The organism is Sphingomonas sp. FG14, assembly GCF_057809675.1.
On record NZ_JBMDKK010000010.1, the window covers coordinates 118,335 to 142,151 of the forward strand.

Consider the following 23,817-nt stretch of genomic DNA (forward strand, 5'->3'; position numbering starts at 1 on the left):
GCGGGATGCACGTCCAAGGGGCCATCTGGGGTGAAATCGGCCTCCGCGCCGACGGCGGTCGACTGGCGGAAGGTCGCGACCGCGGCCGATCGCCAAAGGCTGCGGGATTGGCGGACGGCCTTCACGACGGCGTTGCGGCAGGCGCGGCTGTCGCATGCCGCGCAGGTCGCGAACCAGGGCGTGCTGCTCGAACCCGATGCGGCGATCGCCGATCCGGACGGCATCCCGCCCGGCGCCTATCGCTGCCGCGTCATCAAGCTGGGCGCGAAGAGCGCGGGCATGAGCGACTATACGGCCTATCCCGCCTTCAACTGCGACATCGCGGACGAGGGTGAGGTTTCAAGCTTCACCAAGACCAGCGGATCGCAGCGGCCCGTCGGCCTCGTGTTCAATGACGATGGCGGCCGCCAGATCTTTCTGGGCACGCTGATGCTGGGCGACGAGACCCAGGCGATCGACTATGGTCGCGATGCCGATCGCGACATGGCAGGGGCGGTCGAGAAGATCGGCCCGCGCCGCTGGCGGATGCTGCTGCCCTGGCCGCGCTTCGAATCGATGATGGATGTGATCGAGCTGGTGCCGGCGAGCTGAGGATTTCTTATCTGTCGCTGGAACGACGAAGGGTTTTGAGTTCCGGTCCTTTTGGGCCTAGCGTCCGGCGCATCATCTGGGAGACCCGAATGCGCCGCCTTGCCCCCGTCATTGCCCTGCCCCTGCTGTTCGCCACCCCCGCCCTCGCCGATCCGCTGCGCGATGCGGTCGCGAAGGACATGCCGGCGGTGATGCCGCTCTATCGCGACCTGCACGCCAATCCCGAACTGAGCATGAAGGAGGTGAACACCGCCGCGAAGCTCGCCGTCGAGGCGCGTAAGCTGGGCTTCAAGGTGACCGAGAAGGTCGGCGTCACCGGCGTGGTCGCGGTGATGGAGAATGGCCCCGGCCCGGTGCTGCTGATCCGCGCCGACATGGACGGGCTGCCTGTTCCGGAACAGACCGGGCTCCCCTTCGCCAGCAAGGCCAAGGGGGTCAGCGCGACGGGCGTCGAGACCAGCGTGATGCATGCCTGCGGGCACGACACGCACATGACCGCCTGGGTCGCCACCGCGAAGCGGCTGGCGGCGATGAAGGATCAATGGTCGGGCACGCTCGTCATGATCCTGCAGCCCGGCGAAGAGACGAGCGAGGGCGCCAAGGCGATGCTCGCCGACGGGCTTTTCACCAAATTCCCCAAGCCGCAATATGCGCTGGCGTTCCATGACAGCGCTTCGCTGCCCGCCGGCACGATCGGCTATACCTCCGGTCCCGCCGCCGCGACGGTCGACAGCGTGGACCTGATCGTGAAAGGGCTGGGCGGGCATGGCGCGGTGCCGCAGGCGACCAAGGATCCGATCGTGCTCGCGTCGCGGATCGTCGGCGCGTTGCAGACACTGGTAAGCCGCGAGCTCGATCCGCAGGATGCGGCGGTGGTCACCGTCGGCAGCTTCCAGGCGGGCGCCAAGCACAATGTGATTCCCGACGAGGCCAGGTTGCTGCTGACCGTGCGCACCTATAACGACAAGGCACGCGAACTGATGCTGGGCGGCATTGCTCGCATCGCCAAGGGGGAGGCGATCGCCGCCGGCGTGCCGGAAGACAAGATGCCCGTCGTGACGGTCCAGCGCGACACCTCCACGCCGGCCGCGATCAACACGCCCGAATTCACCGCGCGCATGGCCGGCTTCTTCGCCGCTCGCTTTGGAAAGGACCGGGTGACGGCGGTGCCGCCGCCGATGGTGGGCGAGGATTTCGGGCGTTATCGCGATGCCGACAAGTCGATCCAGAGCCTGTTGTTCTGGGTGGGTGGCGTTCCCCGGGCGAAATGGGATGCCGCCGGCGGCGATCTCACCACGCTCCCCTCGCTGCATAGCCCGTTCTGGGCGCCCGAGGCGGAGACGGTCATCTCCACCGCAACGGAAGCGATGACGGCGGCGGCGCTGGATATCCTGAAGAAGGGCTGATGCTTTTCCGCCGCGAGACGCTGGATGGCATCGTGGCGGGACGCATCACGCTTCAGTTTCGCCGCTGGAAGGCGCCAGCGGCCAGAGCGGGCGGCACCCAGCTTACACCTATCGGCCTTGTCGCGTTTGATCGTGTCGAGCCGATGGCGCCTGATGCGCTGACCGAGGAAGACGCGCGCGCCGCCGGCTACGGCGATCTTGCCGCGCTGAAGGCGGAACTCTCGGGGCGCAATGGTGATCTCTATCGCATCGCCGTCCGCCCGGCCGGCGCCGACCCGCGTCCGGCGCTTCGCGAGGATGCGGACCTGTCGGATGCCGCGATCGCGAATCTGCTAGGGAGAACCGACCGGGCGTTCGCCCGCGCGGCGCTCGGGCTGATCGAGCGCTTTCCCGGACGGCGCGCGCCCGACCTCGCCGCGGAACTGGGGCTTGAGACCGCGATCTTCAAACCGCGTGTCCATGCGCTCAAAGCCAAGGGGCTGACCGAAAGCCTGGCGGTGGGATATCAGCTTTCGCCACGTGGCGAGCGGGTGTTGCGCTGGCTCGAAAATCCCTCTCCCGCTTGCGGGAGGGGAGAACCCTAGATCTCCTCGAAACTGCCGCCGCGACCCTTTCCTCCGGTGAAGCGCGCGGCGCCGGCTTCGGCGCCATGGCGCAGCGGGACTTGGCCCTCGCGGCCCTCGAACCGCAACGCATCTTCGATCGTCATGTCCCATTGGCGATAGGCGGACAGGCGGTCGGTCTTCATGCAGAGCGCCGGAAAACGCGCGATCGCGGCGGCCAGCGCCTGTGCCGCCGGCAGCGCGCCGCCGGCGGGCACCAGCCGGTTGGCGAGGCCCATCGCCAGCGCTTCTGGCGCTTCTACCGCCCGTCCGGTCAGGATCATGTCGAGCGCGCGGCCCTGCCCCACGATGCGGGGCAGCCGCACCGTTCCGCCATCGATCAGCGGCACGCCCCAGCGCCGGCAGAACACGCCGAAGACCGCGGTCTCGGAAGCGACGCGCAAATCGCACCACAGGGCGAGTTCCAGCCCGCCGGCGACTGCATGTCCTTCCACCGCCGCGATCACGGGCTTGGACAGCAACATGCGGGTCGGCCCCATCGGCCCGACGCCCTCGGGCTCGTACCGGGTCTGGCCGACCGCGCCCAGATCGAAGCCGGCGCAGAAGCTGCCGCCCGAGCCGGTCAGGATCGCGACATCGACGGCATCGTCCGCATCGAAAGCGGCAAAGGCGTCGCGCAGCGCATTGGCGGTCGCGGGATCGACGGCGTTGCGCTGGTCGGGCCGGTGGATCGTTACCGTCCGCACCGGGCCGTTGTCGGAAATCAGCACCGTCATTCGGCTTCCCCGCTCATGGCTCGTCGCATCGGCTAGGCCGGTTCGGGCGTCAGTCGTCCGGTCGTCTGCGCGGCCGGTTGAGGGGCCGGGTTGGAAAAGCGCATCGTGCCGTCGTCGACCTTGCCGTAGCGCAGCATCATCAGGTCGCGGGCATAATTCTGATGGACCTTCCAGGGCAGCTTGGATCCCTGGCGCGGCAGTTTCGCCCTGGCGCGCTGGACATAGCCCGAGCTGAAATCGAGGAAGTCTTCGTCCGTCACGCTGGGATCGTCGAGCGTGGGCGTGCACTGGCGCGTGCCCGTCCGGTCCATATGATTGAGCAGCCGGCAGACATATTCGCAGGTGAGATCCGCCTTCAGCGTCCACGACGCGTTGGTATAGCCGAAGCTGGTCGCGAAATTGGGCACGCCGGACAGCATCATCGCCTTGTAGCTGAGGCATTGCGACGGCTCGACGCTCGCGCCGTCGACGTCCAGCGTCATGCCGCCGAGCAACTGCATGTCGAGACCTGTCGCCGTCACGACCAGATCGGCTTCCAGTTGCTCGCCCGATGCGAGTTTCACGCCGGTTTCGGTGAAGCGATCGATCGTGTCGGTCACGATCGACGACTTGCCCTCGCGGATCGATGCGAACAGGTCGCCATCGGGCACCAGGCAGACGCGCTGGTCCCAGGGATTGTAGCGCGGAGTCAGGTGCGTGGCGACGTCGAAGCCGCCGGGCAGTTCCGCCTGGGCGAGCGCGATCAGCTTCGCCTTGACCTTGGCGGGCTTCCGCCGCGCCATGCGGAAGAAGAACATGCCGAGCAGAACATTCTTCCAGCGGGTGATGCCATAGGCGATCCGGCTGGGCAGGACGCGGCGCAACCCGTTCGCGATCCTGTCTTCCGCCGGGCGGGAGACGATATAGGTGGGGGAACGCTGGAGCATGGTGACGTGCGCCGCCCGTTTCGCCATTTCGGGCACCAGGGTCACTGCGGTGGCGCCGCTGCCGATCACCACCACGCGCTTGCCGCTATAGTCGATATCGTCGGTCCAGAGCTGCGGATGGACGATGCGGCCCTTGAAATCGGCACGCCCGGCGAACTCGGGCGTGTAGCCCGCAGCATAGTTATAATAGCCCGAGCACATGAACAGGAAGCCGCAGGTGAAGCGGGCGGGCTGGCCGTCGATCTCGACATCGACGGTCCAGCGCGCATCCGCCGTTGACCAGCTCGCATGGCGGACCTTGTGGCCGAAGCGGATATGGCGATCGATGCCGTGATCGCGCGCGGTCTCGTCCAGATAATGGAGGATGGCGGGCCCGTCGGCGATCGCCTTGGCCTCGGTCCAGGGGCGGAAGGAATAGCCCAGCGTATACATGTCCGAATCGGATCGGATACCGGGGTAGCGGAACAGATCCCAGGTGCCGCCGATGCGCGCGCGCCCTTCCAGGATCGCATAGCTTTTGCCAGGGCAATTGGCCTGCAGGTGATAGCCGGCGCCAATGCCCGAAATCCCCGCACCGACGATCAGCACGTCGAAATGTTCGATCGCCATCACACCTCTCTTTCGCGGCCCGCCCCAGCGATCGGGCTCTTGCCGTCGCCTGGTTATTAACATGAATGTCAGCGTCGCGATAGCATTTCGCTGATCGCCTGAGTTGATCATAAACTGTCAACAAATCGATTTTGCTGGTGAGTTTGGTGCTGCTAGCCTGATGATGCCGCAAATATGCGGACGACTCAGACAGTTTAGCGAGGGACACCGCCATGACTTTGAAGGGTACGAAGACCGAGGATAATCTGAAGGCCGCGTTTGCCGGCGAAAGCCAGGCCAATCGCCGCTATCTCTATTTCGCGCAGAAGGCCGATATCGAAGGTTATAACGACGTCGCTGCGGTTTTCCGTTCGACCGCCGAGGGCGAAACCGGCCATGCCCATGGCCATCTCGAATTCCTGGAGGAAGCCGGCGATCCGGCGACCGACCTGCCGATCGGTCCCACCTCCGACAATCTGAAGGCCGCGATCGCGGGCGAGACCCACGAATATACCGATATGTATCCCGGCATGGCGCGCACCGCGCGCGATGAGGGCTTCGACGAGATAGCCGACTGGTTCGAGACCTTGGCCAAGGCCGAGAAGAGCCATGCCGGCAAGTTCCAGAAGACGCTCGACACGCTCGACGCCTGAGGGGGCACTGAACGTCTCTACCGTTCGGGCTGGGCTTGTCGAAGCCCTGCTTTCTTTTGCCGTTGCAAGGGAAGGGCAGGGCTTCGACAGGCTCAGCCCGAACGGATTGTTGTTCTCCGAACAAGGGGGATCCGCATGAAGGAAGGCAGTCTCGACGCGCCCACCCGCCATCCGATCGACTGGCGATCGGACGGTTTCTACGACGAGGAAGCGCTTGATACCGAGCTGCGCCGCGTTTTCGACATCTGCCATGGCTGCCGGCGCTGCTTCAATCTGTGTGACAGTTTCCCGACGCTGTTCGACATGGTCGACGAAAGCCCGGGCGAGGATGTCGAAAGCCTGGAGTCGGAGGGTTTCAAGGCCGTCGTCGACGCCTGCACCTTGTGCGACATGTGCTTCATGGTGAAGTGCCCCTATGTGCCGCCGCACGAGTTCGACCTGGATTTCCCGCATCTGATGCTGCGCTATCGCGCGGTCGAGCATCGCAAGGGCGAAACCCGCCTGGCCGATCGCGAGCTGGCCAAGACCGATCGCAACGGCAAGCTCGGCACCATGCTCAACGATGTCGCCAATTGGGCGACGAAGGAGTCCAACGGGCTGACGCGCGGCGTGATGCAGGCGACGCTGGGCATCGACAAGCGCGCGCATCTTCCCAATTTCGCCGAAGTGCCGCTGACCCGGGCGGTCGAGAACCGGATTCCGGCACCCAACCCGCAAGCGCCCGGTTTCGGCCGAAGGGTCGCGCTCTATGCGACCTGCTATGGCAATTTCAACGACCAGACGCCCGGCGAGGCGGCGATCAAGGTCCTGGCGCACAATGGTGTCGAGGTTCGTGTCGAGCATCCACAATGCTGCGCGATGCCCAAGCTGGAAAATGGCGATCTCGCCGCGGTCGCTGATGCCGCCGAGCAGGTCGCGGCCTGGTTCGGGCCGTTGATCGATGAGGGCTACGACATCGTGCCGCTGACGACGAGCTGCGCGCTGATGCTCAAGTTCGAATGGCCGCTTCTCCACCCCGGCAACGTCGCGGTCAGGCGGCTGTCCGAACATACATATGACCTGTCGCAATATGTGGTCGCGCTGTCGAAGGAAGCGGGGCTGGTGCCGATCGATGCGATGCCCGCCTCGATCGGCGTACATTTCGCCTGTCACAGCCGCGCGCAGAATATGGGCCCCAAGGCGATGGAGATGCTGCGGCTGATCCCGGGCGCCACGCCGGCGCTCACCGAGCGTTGCTCGGGCCATGGCGGCAAATGGGGGATCATGGCGGAGAATTTCGAGACGGGGGTCAAGGTGGGCCGCCCCGCCGCCCGGGCGCTCGCCAAGAACGATCCGGACTATATGGTCAGCGAATGCCCGCTTGCCGGCCCGCATCTGCAGCAGGTGATGAGCTTGTCGGGATCGGAGAAGGTGCCCGAGCGGATCGGCCATCCGATCGAGATCATGGCCAAGGCCTATGGATTTGAGGACTGAACGAGATGCCCCGCGAAACGCGCACCATCACCCCGGCGGATATATTGCCCGTTGTTGACTATGAGCCGATCCGCAAGGCGAAGCGCGACGAGAATATCGCGCGCAAGCGCCTGCGCCGGCTGTCGGTGGGGCCGCATGCCACCGTGCTGTTCGAAAGCTGGGATTCGATGTGGCTCCAGATCCAGGAGATGCTGCGGATCGAAAAGGGTGGTGATGCGCAGCTTCCCGACGAACTGGCTGCTTACAATCCGATGATCCCCAATGGCGGCGAACTCACCGCGACGATGATGTTCGAGATCGACGATCCGGTGGTTCGCGGCCGCGTGCTCGGCCAGTTGGGCGGCGTGGAGGACCGGATCTTCATCTCCATCGGTGACGAACGCGTGCCCGCGGTGCCGGAGGGCGATGTCGAGCGCAGCCGGGCTGATGGCAAGGCATCGAGCGTGCATTTCTTCCACTTCCCCTTCACCGCCGCGCAGGTCGCGGCATGGCGTGCCGGCGGCGCGTCGGCGATGTTCCATGTCGAGCACCCCAATTATGGCCATATCGCGTTGATCGGCGACGATATGCGGCAGGAACTGGCGCGGGATTTCGATTGAGCCGGGTCGTGGATTGGCCATTTGCGTCCGGATCCCCTAGATAAGGGGCATGCGTCCGGTGACCGACATCCTGCCTGAACGGCCGCGCCTTGCCCGGCGCCTGCTGTCATGGCTGGCGCTGCTGCTGCTTGCCGGCCATCTCGCTGGCACTGCGCCTCGGCTCGGCACCATCGAGGCGCCGAACAAGCCGCTGTCGATCGAGGCGCGGCCGATCCAGGCCATCGTCGCGCAGGGGCGCGGCGCGGATATCGCCAAGGCGGGCCGTTTCCAGGCGCCCGAAAAGCCCGGCCAGGGTGGCGGTGATCCGCCGCTTGCTGGCGTCGCGCCGATCGTCGCGACACCGCCCGCGATATTGGCACACACCTATGCGGCGATCGCATCCGATGCGCCGCGAAGCGCGGTTCCTGCCGCCCACCGGGCCCGCGCGCCACCCATCGCCTGATCCGGACCGGTTGAATCCCACCATGTCATTCCCGCGCAGGCGGGGATCCGGTGGCGGGCATTCGTCCGGACAGAGCGGTGCGAGTGGATTCCCGCGTTCGCGGGAATGACAGCATGGCTGGCCCGAATGTTCGGGCCAGCGACCCGCGCCGCATGAAGCGCGAGCTACAGGCTCAATCCCAATATCGGCGATCACCGCGTCCTCAGGCGCGGACCGCCGCCGCGCGCAGGCGCATCGAAGAGACTTATCATGACCAATATCCAGATTATCGACCATGTTCCCGCGGACGACCGCGACCATCGTGACCATATCGCGACGCTGTTGCGCCGCTATCCGCAGCTCGACGCGGCGGAGACCGAGACGCTGCTCGACTTCCTCGCCATCGGCCCGATCATCGAGGTGGGCCATCTCGCCGGCGATCCGGAGCTCAAGCCGATCGTCGAACGGGTGCGGCGTGAGCATGCGAAGCGCTTCAGCGTCGGGATCGGGCGCAACCTGCTGATCGGCCTGGCACTGGTGTTGCCGCTGGTGTTGTTCTGCTGGGTCGCCTGGGATCTTGGCGGCAAATAGGATGGAAAAGACAGCGCCCGCCGGTGGGTTCCCCCACCGACGGGCGTGCTTTCCTCCCCAGGAAACTTTCAAAGGCCGGTATGCCGGTCCTTCACCAGGAAGCGGCCGGCTTAGGCGGCTTCGCTGAACTGGTTCATCGTATTGTCCTTGCCGCCCGCCTTCAGCGCGGCCTCGCCGGCGAAATATTCCTTGTGATCGTCGCCGATGTCGGAACCCGACATGTTCTGATGCTTCACGCAGGCGATGCCCTGGCGGATCTCCTTGCGCTGCACGCCGGCGACATAGCCGAGCATGCCCTGTTCGCCGAAATAGTCCTTGGCGAGATTGTCGGTGCTGAGCGCGGCCGTGTGATATGTCGGCAGCGTGATCAGGTGGTGGAAGATGCCGGCGCGCTTCGCGGCATCGCGCTGGAAGGTGCGGATGCGCTCGTCGGCCTCCGCCGCCAGCTCGCTTTCGTCATAGCTGGCGCTCATCAGGTTCGCGCGGTCATAGCCGGCCACGTCCTTGCCGGCCTGGGACCATGCATCGAACACCTGCTGACGGAAATTGAGCGTCCAGTTGAACGAGGGCGAATTATTATAGACCAGCTTGGCGTTGGGAACGGCCTCGCGGATGCGGTCGACCATGCCGGCGATCTGTTCGATATGCGGCTTCTCGGTCTCGATCCACAGCAGATCGGCGCCGTTCTGGAGCGAGGTGATGCAATCGAGCACGCAGCGATCCTCTCCGGTTCCCGCGCGGAACTGGAACAGGTTGCTGGGCAGGCGCTTGGGGCGCAGCAGCTTGCCGTCGCGGGTGATGACGACATCGCCATTGCCGATGTTCGAGGCGTCGACCTCTTCGCAGTCGAGGAAGCTGTTATACTGGTCGCCGATATCGCCGGGCTCGCGGCTATAGGCGATCTGCTTGGTCAGGCCCGCGCCCAGCGAGTCGGTGCGGGTGACGACGATGCCGTCCTCCACGCCCAGCTCGAGAAAGGCGTAGCGGCAGGCGCGGACCTTCGCGAGGAAATCCTCGTGCGGCACGGTCACCTTGCCGTCCTGGTGGCCGCACTGCTTTTCGTCGGACACCTGGTTCTCGATCTGCAGCGCGCAGGCGCCGGCCTCGATCATCTTCTTCGCCAGCAGATAGGTCGCCTCGGCATTGCCGAAGCCGGCATCGATATCGGCGATGATCGGCACGACATGCGTCTGGAAGTTCTCGACCTTGGCGAGCGCTTCCTTCTCACGGCCGGCATCGCCGGCGTCGCGCGCCGCATCGACCTCGCGGAACAGGCCGCCCAGTTCGCGCGCATCGGCCTGGCGCAGGAAGGTGTAGAGTTCCTCGATCAGCGCGGGCACGCTGGTCTTCTCGTGCATCGACTGATCAGGCAGCGGCCCGAATTCGGAGCGCAGCGCGGCGACCATCCAGCCGGACAGGTAGAGATATTTGCCCTTGGTGGTGCCGAAATGCTTCTTGATCGAGATCATCTTCTGCTGGCCGATAAAGCCATGCCAGCAACCCAGGGACTGGGTATAGTTGGCCGGATCGGCATCATAGGCGGCCATGTCGGCACGCATGATCTTCGCGGTGTAGCGCGCGATGTCGAGGCCGGTCTGGAAACGGTTCTGCAGCCGCATCCGCGTGACCGCTTCGGCGCTGATCCCGTCCCATGTTCCGCTCTTGGAACGGATGAGCTGGTCGGTCTGCGCGATCTGATCCTGGTACGACATTGAAATTGGCCTTTCGTTCGATTGGCGTTGTGATGACGCAGGTGACGGAGTCGCGCGATTCAAGATTGTAAATTTTCGTGTGTAAATGTCGCTTGATGTGGCTTTCAGCTTGTAATTTTGTGAATTTCTTGACAGGGTTTGCCGATGGCCGAAGCGAAGCTTTTTGCCGGGCATGCGGTGAAACGCGTGCGCCGCGCGCAGGGAATGACCCAATCGGCGATGGCTGACGCGCTGGCGATCTCACCAAGCTATCTCAACCTGGTCGAACGCAATCAGCGTCCGTTGACCGCCGCGCTGCTGCTGCGGCTGGCCGAGCGGTTCGATTTCGATCCGCGCACGCTGTCGGCGGGCGAGCCGGGCGGTGGGGCGGAGGCGATTCGCCGTCGGCTCGCCGATCCGATGTTCGCGGATCTGGAGATCGATCGCACCGAACTCGCGGACTGGCTGGCGGGTGCGCCGGGCGGGGCGGAAGCGTTCGCACGCGCATTCGATGCATTGCGTACCGGGGCACCGGCCGCACCCGAGGATGACGGCATTTCCGAAGTGCGCCGAGAGATCGAGCGCTGGCGCAATCATTTTCCCGATCTCGATGCGCAAGCGGAGACGCTGGCCGACGAGTTGCGATTGGGGGCCGGTGATCTCTATGGCGCGATCGCGGAGCGGTTGCGGACCAAGCACCAGCTCGCGATCCGCATCCTGCCCGTCGATGTGATGCCCGATATGTTGCGCCGGCTCGATCTCCACGCGCGCCAGTTGCAGCTTTCCGAAACGCTCGACACCGCCTCACGCACCTTCGCGGTCGCCTTCCAGCTCGCGCAGAACGAGGCGCGCGGGGAAGTCGACGCGCTGGTGCGTGGCGCGGGCTTTGCCGAACGCGCGAGCGAACGGCTCTATCGCCGGCATCTGCTCGGTTATTTCGCCGCCGCGATCATGATGCCCTATGCCCGTTTCCTGCGCGCGTGTGAGGCGACGGGGTATGATGTCGAACTGCTGCAGCGTCGCTTCGGCGCTGGTTTCGAACAGATCTCGCATCGGCTGACCACGCTTCAGCGCGTCGGTGCGCGCGGACTGCCCTTCTTCATGATCCGGATCGACCGTGCCGGTCAGGCATCGAAACTCTATGCGGGCGCCAGTGGTGCGGCATTGGCCGAAAGCCCGGTGCGCTGCCCGCTTTGGCGGCTGCACAACGCGTTCGACCGCCCGGGCCGGCTGGTCCGCCATCTCGTCGCACTGGAGGATGGCAGCCGCTGGTTCACGATCGCGCGCACCGTCCAGCCGCAGGGGCGGCGCTTCGGCGCGGTCGCCGCCGAATTCGCGATCGGGCTTGGCCTCGACGCCGCGCTTGCCGCACCGCTCGCCGCGGCTGCGGGCATCGACCTGCGCGCGGGTCCGGCGACGCCGATCGGTCTCGGTTGCCGCCGCTGCACGCGGGTCGACTGCCCGCAACGCGCGCATCCGCCGGCCGGACGATCATTATTGATCAACGAGCGCGAGCGCGGGGTTTCGCCGTTCAGTTTTGCGGGAGATTAGGGGGTATCGGGATGGAGACTTCACCGTTTCCGTCATTTCGTCGTTCACTGGAATGACGCAAGATGGCTTAATCCTGCAGCTCAGGCGTTTTGACAGACTGCAAAAATCAGGCTTCCGCCGCCCGATCCGCTTCGCGGCTGGCGCGCAACGCATCGGTGCGGAGCATGCGGTTCGCCATTTCGCGCCACGCCGCTTCGGAACGCCGGCAGCGATCGCGAACATTGTCGAGCTTGGTGGCTTCGGCGTCGCGGGCGCATTCGTCGGCGCGCTGAAGGTAAAAATCGACGGTGGCGGACATTGGCTCATTCCTGGTTGAGTGCGCCGGCGGGTAAAAGCCGCCGGCATGGGATCAGTCGATCATCTCGGCGACGATCCGGCGCAACTCGGGCCGCGACAAGAGCGCGGATGCCGGGGTTCCCGCCGCATATCGGGCGGTCAGGCGCCGATTGCGGCGCGATATGGATTTGGAATTGAAGAGATTGGGTAAATTACGTTCAGTTTGACTGTGCATGATGTCCTTGGGCGCGATTGCGTGCGCCATGAATTGAACCGGCCGGGCCGACCGGATCGAAGAATCCGATCGCGCCCATGCCGGGATGGCGGGTTTCCCCGCCGGTCGGTCAGGCCGACTGCAGGTTGACTGCCGAGGTCTTGCCGCGGCGGTCGGTTTCCAGTTCGTAGCTCACGCGCTGGTCCTTGTTGAGCGTCGCCATGCCGGCGCGCTCGACGGCGGTGATATGGACGAAGCTGTCGCCCGAGCCGTCCTCGTTGGCGATGAAGCCGTAGCCCTTGTCGGTGTTGAAGAATTTGACGGTGCCGATCGGCATGATGATTTCCTTTCACGAAAACGAGTTTCCCGCAGGCCGAAGCCCGTGGCGCAAGTAGCGTGGAGAGGAAGGATCAGCCTAAGCATCAAATTCGTCGCAGGCGACGTTAGCGAGGCTGATATAGGGCGTATCGGATGATTTGGCAATGAACGCTCGAATCCGTGGATGTTTCGCTGGTGATCCGCATCATGGGCGGCCGCGTCCACCGATCCTGGGATCGGTGGAAAATAGGCGCTGCGGACGGGCTTGACCTCGATCGGAAACGCGATCAACCGTCGCGCGCATCGCAGGCAGTATGAAGGGGCCAATGGCCGCAGCTTTCCCCACCGGCGAGTCGGTCGCCCTGACGCTGATTGCCCTGGGCGGCGTGCAGATGATATCGCCCGGCGACGACCTGGCTGGCGCGGTGCTTGCCGCGTTCGCCGCATCGGGGCAGGCCTTGCGCGACGGCGACATCGTCGTGCTCGCGCAAAAGATCGTGTCCAAGGCCGAAGGGCGGATCGTCCGCCTTGCCAATGTCAGGCCATCGCCCGCCGCCATCGAGCTCGCGCGGCAATGCGCCAAGGATCCGCGCCTTGTCGAATTGATACTATCGGAAACCGAGCAGGTGATGCGTGTGCGCCCTGGCGTGCTGATCGTGCGGAACCGCCTCGGCCTCGTCCTTGCCAATGCCGGGATCGATCAGTCCAATGTCGATCAGGGCGACGGCGAAATGGCCTTGCTGCTGCCCCTCGATCCCGATGGTACCTGCCGCGATCTGCGCGCGGAGCTGTACGCGCGGACGGGGGTCGATGTTGCCGTGCTCATCATCGACAGCCTTGGTCGCGCCTGGCGGATGGGGACCACCGGCACGGCGATCGGCGTCGCCGGCATCGCCGGCCTGCTCGATCTGCGCGGCGCGCCCGACCTTCATGGTCGCAAGCTGGAAACGAGCGAGCTCGGTTTGGCCGACGAAATCGCCGCCGCCGCCTCGCTTGCGATGGGGCAGGGCAATGAGGGACGCCCGGTCGTGCTGATCCGCGGCTTCACCCCCGCGCGGCGCGATGGCAGCGCCGCCGAGCTGATCCGACCCGCCAATCTGGACCTGTTCCCATGATTCTCGCCCTTGCCGGCGGCGTTGGCGGCGCAAAGCTGGCCAACGGCCTCGCCGCCAATCTTGCGCCTGAAGAGTTGCTGATCGCGGTCAATACCGGCGATGATTTCGAGCATCTCGGCCTGCCGATCTGCCCCGATCTCGACACGGTCACCTACACGCTCGCCGGCATCAACGATCCCGTCCAGGGCTGGGGCATCGCCGGCGAGAGCTGGGCCTTCATGGATGCGATGGCCGGACTGGGCGGGGAGACCTGGTTCAGGCTGGGCGATCGCGATCTCGCCACCCATGTCCGCCGCCGCGCATTGCTTGCCGAGCACAGCCTTTCGGACGTCACAGCGACGCTCACGCGCGCGCTGGGTATCCGTCACGCCATCGTGCCGATGAGCGACGCGCCGGTCCGCTCGATCGTCTCCACCGACGAGGGTGATCTGCCCTTCCAGGATTATTTCGTCCGACTGCAATGCCGGCCGCGCTTCCACGCGATCCGCTTCGATGGTGCGGAAAGTGCCACAGCTTCGCCGGGTTTCGCCGCCGCGCTTGCCAATCCAGCACTCGAAGCGATCGTCATCTGCCCGTCCAATCCGATCCTCAGCATCGCGCCGATCCTGTCGGTGCCGGGCGTGCGTGACGCGATCAAGGGGGCGAGGGTGCCGATTGTCGCGGTGTCACCTTTTATCGGTGGACAGGCGGTGAAGGGCCCCGCCGCCAAGATCATGGCGGAACTGGGCCTCGCCACCACGCCCGAAGCCGTCTTCGCGCAGTATGACGGCCTGCTCGACGGGCTGGTGATCGATCGCGCCGACGCCGCAGACGCGACACCGGCGATGCTGGTCACCGACACGCTGATGCGCGATCCCGGCGATCAGCATCGCCTTGCCGCGGAAACGATCGCCTTCGCCCGCAGCCTCGGCTGACGCCGATGGCGCCCCATATCCTGATCCCGGTGCGCCCCTTCGCGGAGGGCAAGAGCCGGCTCGCCGCCGTGCTTGGGGACGGCGAACGCGCGGCGCTCAACCGACGGTTCTTCGATCACGTCTTCGGCCTGGCCTGTCGTGTCGCGACGCCGGCTCATTGCGCCGTGATCAGCCATGCACCGCAGATCCGTAATCTTGCGGAGCGTGCCGGTGCCCGCGCGATCGTTGAAGCGGCAACGGGATTGAACGACGCCCTGACACAGGCGGCTGCCGTCATGCCCGCCGATGCGCCCCTGCTGGTGCTCAGCACCGACCTGCCGTGGCTAAGTGAGGCCGATATCGCGGCGATGATCATGGCCGGCACGCGGGCCGAGATCGCGATCGCCCCCGATCAGGAGCGGAGCGGCACCAATGCGCTGCTGCTTGGTCGCGCGGGGCTCATTCCCTTTCTCTACGGCCCCGGCAGCCTGGCCGCGCATGAAGCGGCGGCGGTGTCGGCGGGCCTCTCGATCGTCAGGGTCGAACGGCCCGGCCTCGCCATGGATATCGATACGTCCGATCAACTCGCCGCACTCTCCGATCGGGATCGTGCCTGAAAGGTCGCGGCGGACTATAATATTGCGATCGGAAAGCGACTCGTCAGGAGTGCCGACATGGAAAACCGCATCGTCTATTCGGGCATCAGCCCCCACCTTACCATCCGCGCCGGTCGCGCGAGCGAAGCGATCGATTTCTACATGCGGGCTTTCGGAGCGACCGAAATCTTCCGCAAGGAAGCCGAGGACGGAAAGCGGCTGATGCACGCGCATCTGGAGGTCAATGGCGGCGCATTGTTCCTCAACGACGATTTCCCGGAGATGATGGGCGGAACCCCGTCTTCGGCCCCGACGGGGGTGACGCTGCATCTCGAGGTTGCCGACGCCGATGTCGCCTGGGAACGGGCGCTTGCCGCTGGCGCGACGGTCCGCTTCCCGCTGGAGAACCAGTTCTGGGGCAGCGCTACGGCCAGGTCTTCGATCCGTTCGGCCATTGCTGGTCGATCGGCGGCCCTGTGAAGGATTGAGCGCCAGCGGGGGATCCGCCCCCATCAATGCGTGCAGGCAAGTCCCTCGATGATATCGTCGATGCGTGCGGGATCGCCGGCGGCGATCACTTCGCCGCGGCTTTGTTCGCCCAGCGGGTCGCCGCTCCAGTCGCACATCCGGCCGCCAGCGCCCTCGACGATCGGCACCAGCGCCGCGAAGTCGTGCAGCTTCAGCCCCGATTCGACGACGATGTCGACATGGCCGGAGGCGACGAGCCCGTAATTATAGCAGTCGCCGCCGAACAGCGTGTCGCCGCATTGACGCGCGAGCATCGAGAAATGCTCGGCCGAATGCCCGCTGAAAAATTGCGGGCCCGTGGTCGCCAGGATCGCCCGGTCGAGTGCCGAGCAGGCGCGCGTCGTGACGGGATCGCCGTTGAACAGGGTCTTGCGCCCGACCGCGCCCAGCCAGCGTTCATGGCCGATCGGCTGGTCGATCACGCCGATCATCGGCCAGCCTTCGCCGAGCAGCGCGATCAGCGTGCCGAAGATCGGGCGGCCGGCGATGAAGGATCGCGTGCCATCGATCGGATCGAGCACCCAGGTCCGCCCGCTGGTGCCCGGCTTCTCGCCATATTCCTCGCCGATGATGCCGTCGCGCGGGCGCTCGGCCTCGATCAGCCGCCGCATCGCGGCCTCGGCCGCGCGGTCGGCCTGCGTCACCGGCGACGAATCGTCCTTGGTCTCGATCTCGAACCGCGCGCGGAAAAAGGGGCGGATCGCCTGGCCCGCCGCATCGGCAAGGGCATTGGCGAGGGCGATGTCGTTCTCGGTGAAGCTCATGGCCGTGCGGTAGCGCAGCCCATGCTGCGCGGCTAGGCTTCTGGTGTCGAAAACGGCGGGTCGAAGCTTCAGCCAGTCCCTATCTTGTCATTCCCGCGGATGCGGGAATGACAAAGTTAGTCGAACAGGCTGGAGACCGAGCTTTCGTCCGCGATGCGGCGGATCGCTTCGGCGAGCAGTGGCGCGATCGTCAGGTGACGGATCTTCTTCGCGTCCTTGATCACGTCATGGCCGCCGATCGAATCGGTGATCACCAGTTCCGTCAGCTCCGATCCCTCGACGCGCGCGACCGCGCCGCCCGAAAGCACGCCATGCGTACAATAGGCGACGACTTCCTCGGCGCCGGCCGCTTTCAGCGCGGCGGCGGCGTTGCACAGGGTGCCCGCCGAATCGACGATATCGTCGATCAGGATGCAGAAACGACCCTCGACGTCGCCGATGATGTTCATCACCTCCGATTCGCCGGCGCGCTCGCGGCGCTTATCGACGATGGCGAGCGGCGCGTTGTCGAGTCGCTTGGCGAGTGCACGCGCGCGGACCACGCCGCCGACGTCGGGCGAAACCACCATCATCTTGCGGCCGCCGAAGCGCGCCTGGATATCGGCCGACATCACCGGCGCCGCGAAGAGATTGTCGGTCGGGATATCGAAGAAGCCCTGGATCTGGCCGGCATGAAGATCGACCGACAGCACGCGGTTGGCGCCGGCGACGGTGATCAGGTTGGCGACGAGCTTGGCCGAGATCGGCGTGCGCGGTCCGGGTTTGCGATCCTGCCGGGCATAGCCGAAATAGGGGATCACGGCGGTGATCCGCTTGGCCGATGCGCGCTTCAGCGCATCGATGCAGATCAGCAATTCCATCAGATTGTCGTTGGCCGGATAGCCGGTCGATTGCAGGACGAACACGTCCTCGCCGCGGACATTCTCGTGGATCTCGACGAACACTTCCTCGTCGGCGAAGCGACGGACGCTGGCGTCGGTCAGCTTGATCTCGAGATAATCGGCAATGGCCTTGGCCAGCGGCAGGTTCGAATTGCCGGTCAACAATTTCATGCGCGCATTCCCGCAAAAAATGATCCGCGAAGAGCGGTGGATGATGAACAGGGGTTGACGAAAGCCTTTAGCCGCACTCGCGCATTCGTAAAGGGGGCATTGCCCGCTTCACCGACCTTGGCTTAATGCGGAGGCGATATGACGGACCGGCTCACCATCGCGCTTGCGCAGCTTTCGCAGACCGTCGGCGATCTTCCCGGAAATGCGGATGCGATGCTGACATGGCGCGCGCGCACGCCCGATGCCGACCTGATCGTCTATCCCGAGCTTCAGCTCATCGGCTATCCGCCCGAGGATCTGGTGCTGAAACCGGCGCTGATCGAACGCGCCGAATCGGAACTGGCGCGGTTGGCGGCGGCCACCGCCGATGGCGGCCCGGCGATGATCGTCGGCACCGTGGTGCGTGAACAGGGGCTGCTCTATAACGCGCTGGCGCTGCTCGACGGCGGCAGCATCGTCGAGATCCGCCGCAAGCACGAACTGCCCAATTACGGTACGTTCGACGAGAAAAGGCTGTTCGCGTCCGCGCCGCCGCCCGAACCGATCGTCTTCCGTGGCGTGCGCATCGGCTTGCCGATCTGCGAGGATATCTGGTTTCCGGCGGTGTGCGCGCATCTGCGCGCGCGGGGCGCCGAACTGCTGATCTCGCCCAATGGCAGTCCGTACGAAGTCGACAAGGACGACCTGCGCAGCAGCGCGATCGCGGCCGCACGCGTCGCGGAAACAGGCTTGCCGCTCGCCTATCTCAATCGCGTCGGCGGCCAGGACGAGATCGTCTTCGACGGCGCGAGCTTCGTCCTCAATGCCGACGGTCTCCTCGCGCACCAGCTTCCCGATTGGGAGGAAACGGTGGTCGAAACGCAATGGCGGCGCGGCCCTGATGGCTGGCGTTGCCTGCCGGGCGTGCTCAATGCGCTGGAGCCGCATCCGTCGGATATCTATCACGCGATGGTCGTCGGCCTGCGCGACTATGTCGACGGCAATCGTTTTCCCGGTGTCGTGCTCGGCCTGTCGGGCGGCATCGATTCGGCGATCTGCGCTGCGATCGCCGCCGATGCGCTCGGCCCCGATCGCGTCTGGTGCGTAATGTTGCCCAGCCGCTTCACCAGCCAGGAAAGCCTGGACGATGCCGCCGAATGCGCGCGGATGATCGGCTGCCGGCTCGACACCATCCCGATCTCGCCCGCGGTCGAGGCGTTCGACACGATGCTGTCGGACAGTTTCGCCGACCGGACCGTCGACATCACCGAGGAGAATATCCAGTCGCGGATTCGCGGCGCCACCCTGATGGCGCTCAGCAACAAGTTCGGTCACATGCTGCTGACCACCGGCAACAAGAGCGAGATGTCGGTCGGTTACGCCACCATCTATGGTGACATGGCGGGCGGCTATAATCCGCTGAAGGACGCCTATAAAACGACGGTGTTCGCGATTTCGCGCTGGCGCAACGGCAATCGGCCGCGCATCGGACTGGGCCCCGACGGCCCGGTGATGCCCGAAACCATCATCACCAAGCCACCATCGGCCGAACTGCGCCCCGATCAGAAGGATTCGGATTCGCTGCCGCCCTATGATGTGCTCGATCCGATCCTGCACGGTCTGGTCGAAGGGGAATTGTCGGTTTCGGCGCTCGTCGAACGCGGCTTCGATCGAGATACGGTGATCCGGATCGAGCGGCTGCTCTACGTCGCCGAATATAAAAGGCGTCAGGCGCCACCGGGCGTGAAGCTCGGCACGCGCAATTTCGGCCGTGACCGGCGCTATCCGATCACCAACGCGTTTCGGACGTCATAAGCCGAGCTGCGGCGCGCGGTGATTGCCGGTTCCGCTGCAATAGCGGTAAGAGCGCGCGCATGACAGTCGTGACCCGTTTCGCTCCGTCGCCCACCGGGCGGCTCCATGTCGGCAATATCCGCACCGCGCTCCATAACTGGATGTGGGCGAAGAAGCATGGCGGGCGTTTCCTGCTGCGTATCGACGATACCGATCTTGCGCGTTCGAGCGAGGAGAATGTCGAATCGATCCGTGCCGACCTCGCCTGGCTCGGCCTGCATCCCGATGGCGAGGCGCGTCAGTCCGAACGATTCGCGCTCTACGAGGCACGTTTCGAGGCGCTGCGCGCGGCCGGCCGGGTCTATCCCTGCTACGAGACCGCCGAGGAACTCGATCTTCGCCGCAAGGTCCTGCTCGGGCGTGGCCTGCCGCCGGTCTATGAGCGGCCGGACCTCGATGCGCCGGTGCCGGAGGGGCGCACGCCGCATTGGCGCTTCAGGCTCGATCATGACGCGCCGATCGTCTGGGACGATCTGATTCGCGGGCCGCAGCGCTTCGATCCGAAATTGCTGTCCGATCCCGTCATCCGCCGCGCCGACGGCAGCTGGCTCTACATGCTGCCCTCGGCGATCGACGATCTCGACATGGGCGTCACGCATGTCGTGCGCGGCGAGGATCATGTGTCCAACACCGCGACGCAGATCCAGATGTTCGCAGCGATGGGCGGCACGGCCCCGGCTTTCGCGCATGAGGCGCTGTTGACCGGCAGCGAAGGCAAGCTTTCCAAGCGGCTCGGCTCGCTGGGCGTCGATCATTTCCGGGGGATCGGCATCGAACCGGTCACGCTTGTGGCCAAGCTCGCGCGGATCGGCACCAGCGATCCGGTGGAGGCGGTCACCGATCCGGCGCCGCTGATCGAGGCGTTCGACTTCGGGCATTTCGGCCGCGCGCCCGCGCGTTTCGACGAAGCCGAACTGACCCAGCTCAACGCGCGCATCGTCCATCAGCTGGATTTCGACGCGGTCGCCGATCGGTTGCCCGCGGGCATGGATCAGGCCGCCTGGGACGCGATCCGCCCCAATCTCGAAACCGTCACGCAGGTGGCGGACTGGTGGTCGGTGGTCGAAGGGCCGATCGCGCGGCCGGACATGTCGGACGAGGATCGGGCCTATCTGGCCGAAGCTGCGGCGGCGGTCGAGTCGCTCGACTGGTCGGCCGATCCCTGGCATGCGCTCACCGCCGCGCTCAAGGAGAAGACTGGTCGCAAGGGCAAGCTGCTGTTCCTGCCGTTGCGCCAGGCGCTCACCGGGCGCGACCATGGCCCCGACATGGCGGCTTTGCTGCCGTTGATCGGCAAGAAGCGGTCGCTCGAAAGGCTGGGCTGACCCCTGGATTTCAAGAAATGATACAACATCACTTATCGCTTTACTTGGAAATGTGATGTTGTAACATTCTTCATTGCGGGACCATCCCGTGATGGAGGATGTCATGTCTGTCTATGCCAAAGGAGGCTATCTCGATCAGAAAACGCGAAGCCCGCTGAGCCTTGGCGCGGCGCTTGCGGTCAACGGTATTATGGTGGGCGCGCTGGTGTTCATGAGCCCGACCGTGCGCGAGAAGATCCCGACGATACTCGATACGATCAATATTCCGATCGAAACACCGCCCGAACCGGTGAAGCCTGAGCCGCAAAAGCAGCGCCAGGAACAAAAGGTCATGGACAGGATCGCCGTGGCGGATCCTCCGGTTTCAAGGCCGGACACGACGTTTACTTTGCCGAAACTGCCCGACATACCAATTCCGTCGGGCCGGGGCGTTTCCGAAACGGGTGTAACCGTGGTCGCTCCGCCGGAACCGCATGTTCCCGTTTTCCGCGCTTCCGGCATCGACAAGCGCTACGTCGCCGCGCTCCAGCCGCCTTATCCGCCGGGCAAGATCCGCTCGGGCGAGGAGGGGGTCGTGGTGGTCCGCGTCCTCGTCGGCCCCGATGGCCGGGTGAAGGACGTGCAGAAGGTGGAGGCGGCCGACGAGGTCTTCTTCCGCGCCACTGCCGAACAGGCGATGAAGCGCTGGCGTTTCACGCCCGCGACCAGCGACGGCACGCCGGTCGAAAGCTGGCGGACCATGACGGTTCGATTCAAGCTGGATACTTGACGTGCCGGGGACGGGGCTGGCGTCGCCGCGTTCGCGCGCCTATCTTGGCGCCATGGCGATCTTTCCCCGTCCCGTCTCGCCGGTGCGCGCGATCCGCGATCTTCGCGGATTCCTGGCGCAGCGCCAGCGGCACGAACTGCTTTTCGGCTTTCTCTCGGTGATGATCACGACGTTGATCATCGCCGGTTTCTATGTTGATTCGAAATTCGAAAAGCCATGGAAGCGCGACATCCAGTATTTCGAGAATTGGCCGGCCAACCGCACCGATGAAGAGATCCGTGCCCGGCTCGCCGCCGACCTCATCAAGGACAAGCAGCGCAAGGCGGAGATCGAGAAGCTGCGTCAGGAACGGATGAAATCCTTCCAGCGTCTCGACAAGAAGCTCGACGATCTCGGCATTTGAGCGCCGATTCTCGTCATCTGGCCGCAGCCCTGGCGCTTGCCGAGCGCGGCCGGGGAGCCACCGCGCCGGCGCCCTGTGTCGGCTGCGTGATCGTGAAGGGCGGTCATGTGATCGGCCGTGGCTGGTCGCAGCCCGGCGGTCGCCCGCATGCGGAGGCGATGGCTCTTTCCGAGGCCGGCGCCGCGGCGCGCGGCGCCACCGCTTATGTTACGCTCGAACCCTGCGCGCATGAGAGCCTGAAGGGTCCTAAATGTTCGTTGCTGCTGATCGATGCGGGCATCGCCTGTGTCGTCGTGGCCATCGCGGATCCCGATCAGCGGACCGACGGGCGCGGTTTCGCGGCGCTGGAAGCGGCGGGTGTCGAGGTGGTGCGCGGTCTCCATGCGGACGCGGCCCGGCGTTCGATGGCCGGGTTTCTGACGCGCGTGGCGCTCGGTCGGCCCTTCGTCACGCTCAAGCTCGCGACATCGCTGGACGGCTGCATCGCCATGGCGGACGGCAGCGCGCGCTGGATCACCGGCGATGCCGCGCGCAGGCATGGTCATCTGGAGCGTGCGCGCGCCGAAGCGATCCTGATCGGGCGTGGCACGCTGGAGGCGGATGACCCGACTCTCGATGTCCGCCTGCCCGGTCTCGAGGCGCGCTCGCCAACTCGTTTCCTCCTGTCGCGTGACGGTGCGGTGCCGCCGGGATGGGGCCGGCTATCGTCGCCCCAGGCGATTCGGGAATTGCCGGGCGATTTCCTGTTGGTCGAGGGCGGGGCCGGGGCGGCATCCGCTTTCCTCGCGGCGGATCTGGTGGACCGCCTGCTGCTGTATCGCGCGCCGATCCTGATCGGCGGCGGCCGCGCCGCGCTCGGCGATATCGGTCTTGCCGATCTTTCGGCCGCGCATGGCCGCTGGCGGCTGCACGATGCGCGCATGCTTGGCAGAGACCGGCTCGAAGTCTACGAGCGGGTCCGGCAGATATAGAAGGGCGGCAATGTTCACCGGCATCATCACCGATATCGGCACCATACGGAATGCGGAGCAGCGCGGCGACCTGCGGCTGGTCGTGGAAACCGCCTATGACACCGCCACCGTAGATCTCGGCGCGTCGATCGCCTGTTCGGGCGTGTGCCTGACGGTGGTCGACAAGGGGTCGGGCTGGTTCGCGGTCGACGTGTCGGGCGAAACGCGGTCGCGCACCGCCGATGGGCAATGGCTGGCGGGCAGCCGCCTCAACCTGGAACGCGCGATGAAGCTGGGCGAGGAGCTTGGCGGGCATATCGTGACGGGCCATGTCGACGGCATCGGCACCGTCGTTTCGGTCGAGGCCGAGGGCGATTCGCATCGCATCGTCGTGTCCGCGCCTGCCGATCTCGCGCCCTTCATCGCTCCCAAGGGATCGATCGCGCTCGACGGCATCTCGCTCACCGTCAACACCGTCGAGGATGATGCCGCCGGAACGCGGTTCTCTATCAACATCATTCCACACACCGCCGAGATGACCACCTTCTCGACGCTGGAACCCGGCCGCCCGCTCAATATCGAGATCGACGTGCTCGCGCGTTATCTTGGGCGCATGCGGTCTGTTCTCGAAAAATCGACAGCCTGATGTGATTCGATCATTGCGATATCACATTATGATGTGATATCGCGGCGCCATGAGCACGCAATTGATCGATCGCATCCGCGACCTCGTCACCGATGGCGCCATCTCGCGCTCCGGCCTTGCCCGCGCCGCCGGGCTTCACGCCAATTCGCTGCGCAATCTCGACGATTCCCAATGGAATCCGACGGCCGAGACGTTGCGCAAGCTGGAAAGCTATCTGGTCCGCCGCGAAGCCGCGCCGGCGCTGGTGCCGATCGAGGAGATCATCGACGAGGCGCGGAACGGCCGGATGTTCATCCTTGTGGATGA

26 protein-coding genes and 1 pseudogene are annotated in these 23,817 nt (G+C 65.3%); 21 read left to right on the forward strand and 6 right to left on the reverse strand.

Translation table 11 applies throughout. The features are described 5' to 3' along the window. The first annotated feature begins 30 nt into the window (after positions 1-30). From ACODTA_RS21575 to ACODTA_RS21585, 3 genes are all read left to right on the forward strand, one after another. Positions 31-591, forward strand: a complete 561-nt coding sequence (locus ACODTA_RS21575) for a DUF4893 domain-containing protein (protein WP_489068474.1) — start codon at positions 31-33, stop codon at positions 589-591. 89 nt (positions 592-680) lie between these two features. Then, entirely contained in the window at positions 681-1,997 is a 1,317-nt protein-coding gene (locus tag ACODTA_RS21580) for an amidohydrolase (RefSeq protein WP_489068476.1), read from the forward strand. Continuing rightward, positions 1,997-2,581, forward strand: coding sequence for an ASCH domain-containing protein (locus tag ACODTA_RS21585; protein ID WP_489068478.1), 585 nt, complete (start codon positions 1,997-1,999; stop codon positions 2,579-2,581). Before ACODTA_RS21580 ends, ACODTA_RS21585 begins: the two co-directional genes overlap by 1 nt. Here the strand turns inward: ACODTA_RS21585 and ACODTA_RS21590 are convergent. Together ACODTA_RS21590 and ACODTA_RS21595 are read right to left on the reverse strand one after the other, a co-directional pair. Then, positions 2,578-3,336 carry a crotonase/enoyl-CoA hydratase family protein gene (locus ACODTA_RS21590; protein WP_489068480.1) on the reverse strand — a complete coding sequence of 253 codons (759 nt, stop codon included), beginning with the start codon at positions 3,334-3,336 and terminating at the stop codon, positions 2,578-2,580. The two genes, ACODTA_RS21585 and ACODTA_RS21590, sit on opposite strands and share 4 nt — an antisense overlap. Before the next feature lie 32 nt (positions 3,337-3,368). Beyond that, positions 3,369-4,871 (reverse strand): flavin-containing monooxygenase, encoded by a 1,503-nt coding sequence (locus tag ACODTA_RS21595; protein WP_489068482.1) that lies wholly within the window; start codon positions 4,869-4,871, stop codon positions 3,369-3,371. Positions 4,872-5,083: 212 nt separating this feature from the next. Between ACODTA_RS21595 and ACODTA_RS21600 the strand changes: the two genes are divergently transcribed. From ACODTA_RS21600 to ACODTA_RS21620, 5 genes are all read left to right on the forward strand, one after another. Next, the gene (locus tag ACODTA_RS21600) at positions 5,084-5,503 is read left to right on the forward strand and encodes a rubrerythrin family protein (protein WP_222991968.1); all 420 of its coding nucleotides are present in this window, start codon (positions 5,084-5,086) and stop codon (positions 5,501-5,503) included. 135 nt (positions 5,504-5,638) lie between these two features. After that, positions 5,639-6,976, forward strand: coding sequence for a heterodisulfide reductase-related iron-sulfur binding cluster (locus ACODTA_RS21605; RefSeq protein ID WP_489068485.1), 1,338 nt, complete (start codon positions 5,639-5,641; stop codon positions 6,974-6,976). A 5-nt stretch (positions 6,977-6,981) separates the two neighbouring features. Further along, a complete protein-coding gene (locus ACODTA_RS21610; protein WP_489068487.1) occupies positions 6,982-7,575 on the forward strand; it encodes a DUF3501 family protein in 594 nt (197 codons plus the stop codon). 49 nt (positions 7,576-7,624) lie between these two features. Then, complete coding sequence (locus ACODTA_RS21615; RefSeq protein WP_489068489.1) at positions 7,625-8,017, forward strand: hypothetical protein; 393 nt, start codon at positions 7,625-7,627, stop codon at positions 8,015-8,017. A gap of 249 nt (positions 8,018-8,266) precedes the next feature. Further along, positions 8,267-8,587, forward strand: a complete 321-nt coding sequence (locus tag ACODTA_RS21620; protein ID WP_489068491.1) for a hypothetical protein — start codon at positions 8,267-8,269, stop codon at positions 8,585-8,587. 110 nt (positions 8,588-8,697) lie between these two features. Here the strand turns inward: ACODTA_RS21620 and ACODTA_RS21625 are convergent, their stop codons facing one another. Continuing rightward, positions 8,698-10,299: an isocitrate lyase gene (locus ACODTA_RS21625; RefSeq protein ID WP_489068493.1), complete on the reverse strand. Its 1,602-nt coding sequence runs from the start codon at positions 10,297-10,299 to the stop codon at positions 8,698-8,700. 144 nt (positions 10,300-10,443) lie between these two features. Between ACODTA_RS21625 and ACODTA_RS21630 the strand changes: the two genes are divergently transcribed. Both ACODTA_RS21630 and ACODTA_RS21635 read left to right on the forward strand, forming a co-directional pair. Beyond that, positions 10,444-11,829, forward strand: a complete 1,386-nt coding sequence (locus ACODTA_RS21630) for a helix-turn-helix domain-containing protein (RefSeq protein WP_489068495.1) — start codon at positions 10,444-10,446, stop codon at positions 11,827-11,829. A 52-nt stretch (positions 11,830-11,881) separates the two neighbouring features. Further along, a complete protein-coding gene (locus ACODTA_RS21635; RefSeq protein WP_489068497.1) occupies positions 11,882-12,145 on the forward strand; it encodes a hypothetical protein in 264 nt (87 codons plus the stop codon). 304 nt (positions 12,146-12,449) lie between these two features. On the opposite strand, the gene ACODTA_RS21640 is transcribed toward ACODTA_RS21635, so the two are convergent. Then, positions 12,450-12,656: a cold-shock protein gene (locus ACODTA_RS21640; RefSeq protein ID WP_489068499.1), complete on the reverse strand. Its 207-nt coding sequence runs from the start codon at positions 12,654-12,656 to the stop codon at positions 12,450-12,452. A 307-nt stretch (positions 12,657-12,963) separates the two neighbouring features. Here ACODTA_RS21640 and cofE point away from each other — a divergent pair, with 307 nt between their 5' ends. Genes cofE through ACODTA_RS21660 form a run of 4 tightly spaced genes read left to right on the forward strand, consistent with a single transcriptional unit; the run spans position 12,964 to position 15,721 of the window. Continuing rightward, positions 12,964-13,752, forward strand: a complete 789-nt coding sequence (cofE, locus tag ACODTA_RS21645) for a coenzyme F420-0:L-glutamate ligase (protein ID WP_489068501.1) — start codon at positions 12,964-12,966, stop codon at positions 13,750-13,752. After that, complete coding sequence (gene cofD, locus ACODTA_RS21650) at positions 13,749-14,666, forward strand: 2-phospho-L-lactate transferase (protein ID WP_489068503.1); 918 nt, start codon at positions 13,749-13,751, stop codon at positions 14,664-14,666. The genes cofE and cofD overlap by 4 nt, the downstream gene beginning before the upstream one ends. 5 nt (positions 14,667-14,671) lie before the next feature. Beyond that, positions 14,672-15,262 carry a 2-phospho-L-lactate guanylyltransferase gene (cofC, locus tag ACODTA_RS21655; RefSeq protein ID WP_489068505.1) on the forward strand — a complete coding sequence of 197 codons (591 nt, stop codon included), beginning with the start codon at positions 14,672-14,674 and terminating at the stop codon, positions 15,260-15,262. 57 nt (positions 15,263-15,319) lie between these two features. Next, the gene (locus ACODTA_RS21660; protein WP_489068507.1) at positions 15,320-15,721 is read left to right on the forward strand and encodes a VOC family protein; all 402 of its coding nucleotides are present in this window, start codon (positions 15,320-15,322) and stop codon (positions 15,719-15,721) included. Positions 15,722-15,753: 32 nt separating this feature from the next. Here the strand turns inward: ACODTA_RS21660 and hisN are convergent, their stop codons facing one another. Both hisN and ACODTA_RS21670 read right to left on the reverse strand, forming a co-directional pair. Then, a complete protein-coding gene (gene hisN / locus ACODTA_RS21665) occupies positions 15,754-16,533 on the reverse strand; it encodes a histidinol-phosphatase (protein ID WP_489068509.1) in 780 nt (259 codons plus the stop codon). A gap of 116 nt (positions 16,534-16,649) precedes the next feature. Continuing rightward, entirely contained in the window at positions 16,650-17,585 is a 936-nt protein-coding gene (locus ACODTA_RS21670) for a ribose-phosphate pyrophosphokinase (protein WP_222991977.1), read from the reverse strand. Positions 17,586-17,723: 138 nt separating this feature from the next. Between ACODTA_RS21670 and ACODTA_RS21675 the strand changes: the two genes are divergently transcribed. The 7 genes and pseudogenes from ACODTA_RS21675 to ACODTA_RS21705 form a co-directional block, all read left to right on the forward strand. Continuing rightward, a complete protein-coding gene (locus tag ACODTA_RS21675; protein WP_489068512.1) occupies positions 17,724-19,379 on the forward strand; it encodes an NAD+ synthase in 1,656 nt (551 codons plus the stop codon). A gap of 59 nt (positions 19,380-19,438) precedes the next feature. Next, the gene (gene gltX, locus ACODTA_RS21680) at positions 19,439-20,743 is read left to right on the forward strand and encodes a glutamate--tRNA ligase (protein ID WP_489068514.1); all 1,305 of its coding nucleotides are present in this window, start codon (positions 19,439-19,441) and stop codon (positions 20,741-20,743) included. 103 nt (positions 20,744-20,846) lie between these two features. Then, the gene (locus ACODTA_RS21685; protein ID WP_489068516.1) at positions 20,847-21,512 is read left to right on the forward strand and encodes an energy transducer TonB; all 666 of its coding nucleotides are present in this window, start codon (positions 20,847-20,849) and stop codon (positions 21,510-21,512) included. Position 21,513: 1 nt separating this feature from the next. Further along, complete coding sequence (locus ACODTA_RS21690) at positions 21,514-21,915, forward strand: hypothetical protein (protein ID WP_489068518.1); 402 nt, start codon at positions 21,514-21,516, stop codon at positions 21,913-21,915. Then, a complete protein-coding gene (gene ribD / locus ACODTA_RS21695; RefSeq protein WP_489068520.1) occupies positions 21,912-22,886 on the forward strand; it encodes a bifunctional diaminohydroxyphosphoribosylaminopyrimidine deaminase/5-amino-6-(5-phosphoribosylamino)uracil reductase RibD in 975 nt (324 codons plus the stop codon). Before ACODTA_RS21690 ends, ribD begins: the two co-directional genes overlap by 4 nt. A gap of 10 nt (positions 22,887-22,896) precedes the next feature. Next, positions 22,897-23,511, forward strand: a complete 615-nt coding sequence (locus tag ACODTA_RS21700; protein WP_489068522.1) for a riboflavin synthase — start codon at positions 22,897-22,899, stop codon at positions 23,509-23,511. Positions 23,512-23,560: 49 nt separating this feature from the next. Next, positions 23,561-23,817 (forward strand): annotated as a pseudogene (locus ACODTA_RS21705) (3,4-dihydroxy-2-butanone-4-phosphate synthase); the annotation flags it as partial.

Bases quoted from the DNA above. Each gene is read 5' to 3' on its own strand.
- ACODTA_RS21580 (WP_489068476.1), top strand. From the start codon at position 681: ATGCGCCGCCTTGCCCCCGTCATTGCCCTGCCCCTGCTGTTCGCCACC.
- ACODTA_RS21585 (WP_489068478.1), top strand. From the start codon at position 1,997: ATGCTTTTCCGCCGCGAGACGCTGGATGGCATCGTGGCGGGACGCATC.
- ACODTA_RS21590 (WP_489068480.1), bottom strand. From the start codon at position 3,336: ATGACGGTGCTGATTTCCGACAACGGCCCGGTGCGGACGGTAACGATC.
- ACODTA_RS21595 (WP_489068482.1), bottom strand. From the start codon at position 4,871: ATGGCGATCGAACATTTCGACGTGCTGATCGTCGGTGCGGGGATTTCG.
- ACODTA_RS21600 (WP_222991968.1), top strand. From the start codon at position 5,084: ATGACTTTGAAGGGTACGAAGACCGAGGATAATCTGAAGGCCGCGTTT.
- ACODTA_RS21605 (WP_489068485.1), top strand. From the start codon at position 5,639: ATGAAGGAAGGCAGTCTCGACGCGCCCACCCGCCATCCGATCGACTGG.
- ACODTA_RS21610 (WP_489068487.1), top strand. From the start codon at position 6,982: ATGCCCCGCGAAACGCGCACCATCACCCCGGCGGATATATTGCCCGTT.
- ACODTA_RS21615 (WP_489068489.1), top strand. From the start codon at position 7,625: ATGCGTCCGGTGACCGACATCCTGCCTGAACGGCCGCGCCTTGCCCGG.
- ACODTA_RS21620 (WP_489068491.1), top strand. From the start codon at position 8,267: ATGACCAATATCCAGATTATCGACCATGTTCCCGCGGACGACCGCGAC.
- ACODTA_RS21625 (WP_489068493.1), bottom strand. From the start codon at position 10,299: ATGTCGTACCAGGATCAGATCGCGCAGACCGACCAGCTCATCCGTTCC.
- ACODTA_RS21630 (WP_489068495.1), top strand. From the start codon at position 10,444: ATGGCCGAAGCGAAGCTTTTTGCCGGGCATGCGGTGAAACGCGTGCGC.
- ACODTA_RS21635 (WP_489068497.1), top strand. From the start codon at position 11,882: ATGACGCAAGATGGCTTAATCCTGCAGCTCAGGCGTTTTGACAGACTG.
- ACODTA_RS21640 (WP_489068499.1), bottom strand. From the start codon at position 12,656: ATGCCGATCGGCACCGTCAAATTCTTCAACACCGACAAGGGCTACGGC.
- cofE (WP_489068501.1), top strand. From the start codon at position 12,964: ATGGCCGCAGCTTTCCCCACCGGCGAGTCGGTCGCCCTGACGCTGATT.
- cofD (WP_489068503.1), top strand. From the start codon at position 13,749: ATGATTCTCGCCCTTGCCGGCGGCGTTGGCGGCGCAAAGCTGGCCAAC.
- cofC (WP_489068505.1), top strand. From the start codon at position 14,672: ATGGCGCCCCATATCCTGATCCCGGTGCGCCCCTTCGCGGAGGGCAAG.
- ACODTA_RS21660 (WP_489068507.1), top strand. From the start codon at position 15,320: ATGGAAAACCGCATCGTCTATTCGGGCATCAGCCCCCACCTTACCATC.
- hisN (WP_489068509.1), bottom strand. From the start codon at position 16,533: ATGAGCTTCACCGAGAACGACATCGCCCTCGCCAATGCCCTTGCCGAT.
- ACODTA_RS21670 (WP_222991977.1), bottom strand. From the start codon at position 17,585: ATGAAATTGTTGACCGGCAATTCGAACCTGCCGCTGGCCAAGGCCATT.
- ACODTA_RS21675 (WP_489068512.1), top strand. From the start codon at position 17,724: ATGACGGACCGGCTCACCATCGCGCTTGCGCAGCTTTCGCAGACCGTC.
- gltX (WP_489068514.1), top strand. From the start codon at position 19,439: ATGACAGTCGTGACCCGTTTCGCTCCGTCGCCCACCGGGCGGCTCCAT.
- ACODTA_RS21685 (WP_489068516.1), top strand. From the start codon at position 20,847: ATGTCTGTCTATGCCAAAGGAGGCTATCTCGATCAGAAAACGCGAAGC.
- ACODTA_RS21700 (WP_489068522.1), top strand. From the start codon at position 22,897: ATGTTCACCGGCATCATCACCGATATCGGCACCATACGGAATGCGGAG.